At 51.0% G+C, this 3768-nt stretch carries 3 protein-coding genes; 1 reads left to right on the top strand and 2 read right to left on the bottom strand.

The annotated features are described in order from the left end of the window. The first annotated feature begins 317 nt into the window (after positions 1-317). Positions 318-1475: an ATP-binding protein gene (locus tag FJ146_19695; protein ID MBM4254195.1), complete on the top strand. Its 1158-nt coding sequence runs from the start codon at positions 318-320 to the stop codon at positions 1473-1475. Positions 1476-1507: 32 nt separating this feature from the next. Here the strand turns inward: FJ146_19695 and FJ146_19690 are convergent, their stop codons facing one another. Next, a complete protein-coding gene (locus tag FJ146_19690; protein ID MBM4254194.1) occupies positions 1508-2977 on the bottom strand; it encodes a sigma-54-dependent Fis family transcriptional regulator in 1470 nt (489 codons plus the stop codon). Between the two features lie 4 nt (positions 2978-2981). Continuing rightward, on the bottom strand, positions 2982-3704 hold the full coding sequence (locus tag FJ146_19685; protein ID MBM4254193.1) for a sensor histidine kinase: 723 nt from the start codon (positions 3702-3704) through the stop codon (positions 2982-2984). Positions 3705-3768 lie beyond the last annotated feature (64 nt).

Here is a 3768-nt window from a genome sequence, read left to right as displayed (position 1 = left end):
TCTATCGTGAAGCAATATATCGAGGCGCAGAAAACACCACCCTGAACTCGCTAACACTGCGTGTCAGCTCGGGCGGGTGCCTTTTATCCCCGCCATGAATGGCAGGGTTTTACGGCACCAATGATAACGTGAGAGCATAGTTTTAGCCGTGACCAAAAGCCTCGAGAAAACCGCCGTTTTTGCCACCAAGTAAGTCAACTTTCGTCCGATTAACCTCGTTCCGCCCACTGCGATTTGACAGACCCGTAACAATGTAGTATTTTCAAATAGTTGGCTAATCAGAATCAGTACTACGGAATTTCCGGAAATTTCACCCAATGACTTCAGATATTCCACGAATTCTAGATCTCTCTGAAATTACTGCAAGAAAGAGCTCCTTCTTGTTTGGGCCAAGGGGCGCTGGCAAAACCCGTCTGATCGAACTCCAACTAGCCGAGGCGATGGTTATCGATCTACTCAGTGGCGACTTTTATCTGCCGCTTAGTCAAAATCCATCCGAATTAGCAGCCTTAGTTGCTGCGCGCCCAGAAGCACTCGTAGTGATTGACGAGGTACAGAAACTACCAATGTTACTCGACGAAGTGCATCGCCTCATTGAAAAAAAGGGACGGAGGTTTTTGCTAACGGGCTCAAGCGCTAGAAAACTAAAGCGCAACAATGCCAACATGCTTGGTGGCCGTGCCACGCAAGCAATGCTTCTGCCATTTACCTGGCAGGAGACTTCCACTGCTCAAAAATTTGACCTTGAGAGATTTCTCCTTTTTGGTTCCCTACCTCGTGTTTACCTGTCTGACAGTCCCCGCGAGGAACTCCTGGATTACATCACTCTTTACCTAAAGGAGGAAATTCAACTTGAGGCTGAGGTGCGTAATCTCCCAGCGTTCAGCCGATTTCTTAAGCTTTCTGCACAGTGCAGTGGCGAATTGCTGAATTACGCCAACATCGCGAGCGACATTGGACTATCGGCGAAGACTATCAAAGACTATTTCGAAATATTAGACGACACGTTGATTGGTTATCGACTGGAACCATGGCGCGAGGGCAAGAGTCGCAAGTCAGTAGCTACCGCAAAACACTATCTATTTGATTGCGGAGTCATTCACGCTTTAACCGGCACTAAGCACTTAGATCGCAATTCGAATACCTACGGTCTGTCATTTGAGCATTTTGTCATCAGCGAGGTGCGAGCTTACAACGCCTATCGTCGCCGCTATTGGGATCTAAACTTTTGGCGCACTAAACACGGAGAGGAGGTTGACCTCGTGATTGACAATCGCATCGCTATCGAGATCAAATCCACTCAACGCACCAGCAGCCGCGACAGTAAGGGTCTGAGTAAAATCGCTGAAGAGAACGACTGGCAACACCGAATCCTCGTCAGCCAGGATCCCATTGAACGCAAGTACGAAGACGGGCTTAGTCTTATTCCCTGGGAGTTGTTCTTTCGCCGACTTTGGGACGGAGAGTTTGACTAGTCATCATCGTTGCCTTCAAAGCGTGGCTAATTCTAAGACTCAACCCTATCTCCCAGCACCTGACTCAACTTCAACCTCGTCACGCCCAACGCCTCAGCTGTACGCCTAATCGACCCGTGTCTCTTCTGCGCTGCTTCGACTACAGCTCGTTCCACCGCCGCTACGACATTCCAAAGACTGACGTCAGTCGTCAAAGCATGGGCTAAAACCTCGTAAAGACCGTCAGCTGTAATGTTTGCGAATTGTGCCTGACCAGCGTTGTCACTAGACTTTGGTCCTGGCGCAAGCATGGTCTTAAGCTCAGGTAGATCATCGACCGATACAGCTCGCTCATCACCAACTGCTTCCGTAACCATGATATTGAGCACCTGCATAAGTTGGCGAATATTGCCCTGCCAATAGTAGCGGCCACAGCGGTCCACAAGTGCATTTACGGTATTACGAGAGACCTTAGCACCAAGACGCGCGAAGCCTAGGTCAATTAGATCCAGAAGGTCATCCGCTCGCTCTCTGAGTGGCTTAAGAGCGATCTGCAATCCGGTCAGTCGCCCGCGAAGGTCGAGTAGAAAGCGCCCCGCCTCTACCTCGTCATCAAGGTCTTTGGTCGATGCCACGATAACTTGAAACTCACTGTGGAGGGTCTTCGACTCTCCGGTTCGATTATAGGTGCCATCGTTCAGGACGCGTAGCAGGCGTTTTTGGCAGTCTTCGCTCAGTGCATGGATTTCGTCTAAAAATAAAATACCGCCATTAGCCTCACCTACATACCCAACCGTCGTCTCCTCAGCCCCGGTGAAGGCACCTTTCTTATGACCGAAAAGCATGCTGACCGCGGTATCGCCAGTCAAGTTAGCGCAGTTCACTGGGACGAACGGTATTGTTCCGTCGATCTCAGTTCTCAGCCTATGGACCAGCTTGGCCACCTCTTCTTTACCGGTTCCCGTCTCGCCAGTGATAATTACAGGTATGGTGGAGCTGACTGCAGCCTTCCGGGCGCGGGTACGGATATCAGAGGAGATAACCAAACCATCCGGGTACTTCTCAATGAGATGACTTGGCATCTCGGGCACAGACCTTTTTCGGCCACCGGCTACGCTTGATCTTCGTAGACGCATCGCTGCCTCAATGTGTATCTGCAGTTCTTCCTCACCTAGGATGGGCTTGCGGAAGAAATGGGCCACACCTTCAGCCTGTACCCGCCGGTAGGTCTCTATCTTGGGGTCGGCAGACATTGCGAGGGGGACAGTCTCTGGATGATTAGTTTTTACTTCTTTGAGGAGTTCCAGTCCCTCGTAAGAGTTTTGTCTACCTGACTGCAAGTGCATATCAGTCAGTACAAACTGGTAATTGACGTTGTCCAAGTAGGCCAATGCTTTTTCTAGGCTGTCGGCACCATCGGCGTCGAGCCCTATCCTAGTGGCCATTTCAAGATATCGGTTGAGCTGAGAAACATCGTCCTCAACGATAAGGATTTTGCGGCGTTTAGATTTAGTTGATGCCATGGCTTTATCCTTTAGTAACCGAGTCTTTGTAAACTAGGGCAATCAGGCTTGCTGCCTTATCTGGAGTCCTTGAGCTTTCGTCGTAAACGATACGGGCAGCTTCGAGAGAGGCGGGGTTAACATCACCATCGAGATCGATATAGGCACAGACGGGGGTTCCGTCGCGGGCGACCTCACTCTCAACACATACACCCTGGGCGGTCAGGGATTGTCTGATCTGGTTGCTCCGACTTATGTCGGTCAGTTGCACCAGAACATACTCGGCACCATTTCTCGATGGGGTAGGTTCGCTTGCCTTGGATTCAATCGCTTTGATCTCAGGTCGACTACCGTCCATGACGACGTTTGGTAAAGTCATTTCAAATCGCGAGAGACCGGCCTTGCGTTGGTAGGAAGTAGTGCCTCCGTGGGCCCGAGTGATTTCCATCACATTAAATAGACCAATGCCAGAGCCACCTCGTTTGCCACTGGTAGCGCCACGTTTAAAGAGACCTTGGACAAGTTCTTGGGGTACTCCTGGCCCGTCATCTGCGACTTGTATTGTCAGGCGGGGAAAGTCGATCTGTACAGATACCCAAATGTTACAGGCACCAGCTTCGACGCCGTTCCTGACAAGGTTAGTGATGGCGCGTTCAACTGCCAACCTGTCGACAAACGCGCGGATTGCGTATTCCGGATGATTTCGGCCGGGGTTTCCGGCGCATCTCGGCATAGATTTCCAGAGCATCTCGGCGGCTGATTCCGGGCATCTCGGCGGCTGATTCCGGGCATCTCGGCGGTGTTTTCCGATC

The organism is Deltaproteobacteria bacterium (assembly GCA_016874735.1).
GTDB lineage: Bacteria > Bdellovibrionota_B > Oligoflexia > Oligoflexales > CAIYRB01 > CAIYRB01.
The sequence above is the reverse complement of the archived record's forward strand: the minus strand, read 5'-3'. Positions and strand labels throughout refer to the sequence as shown.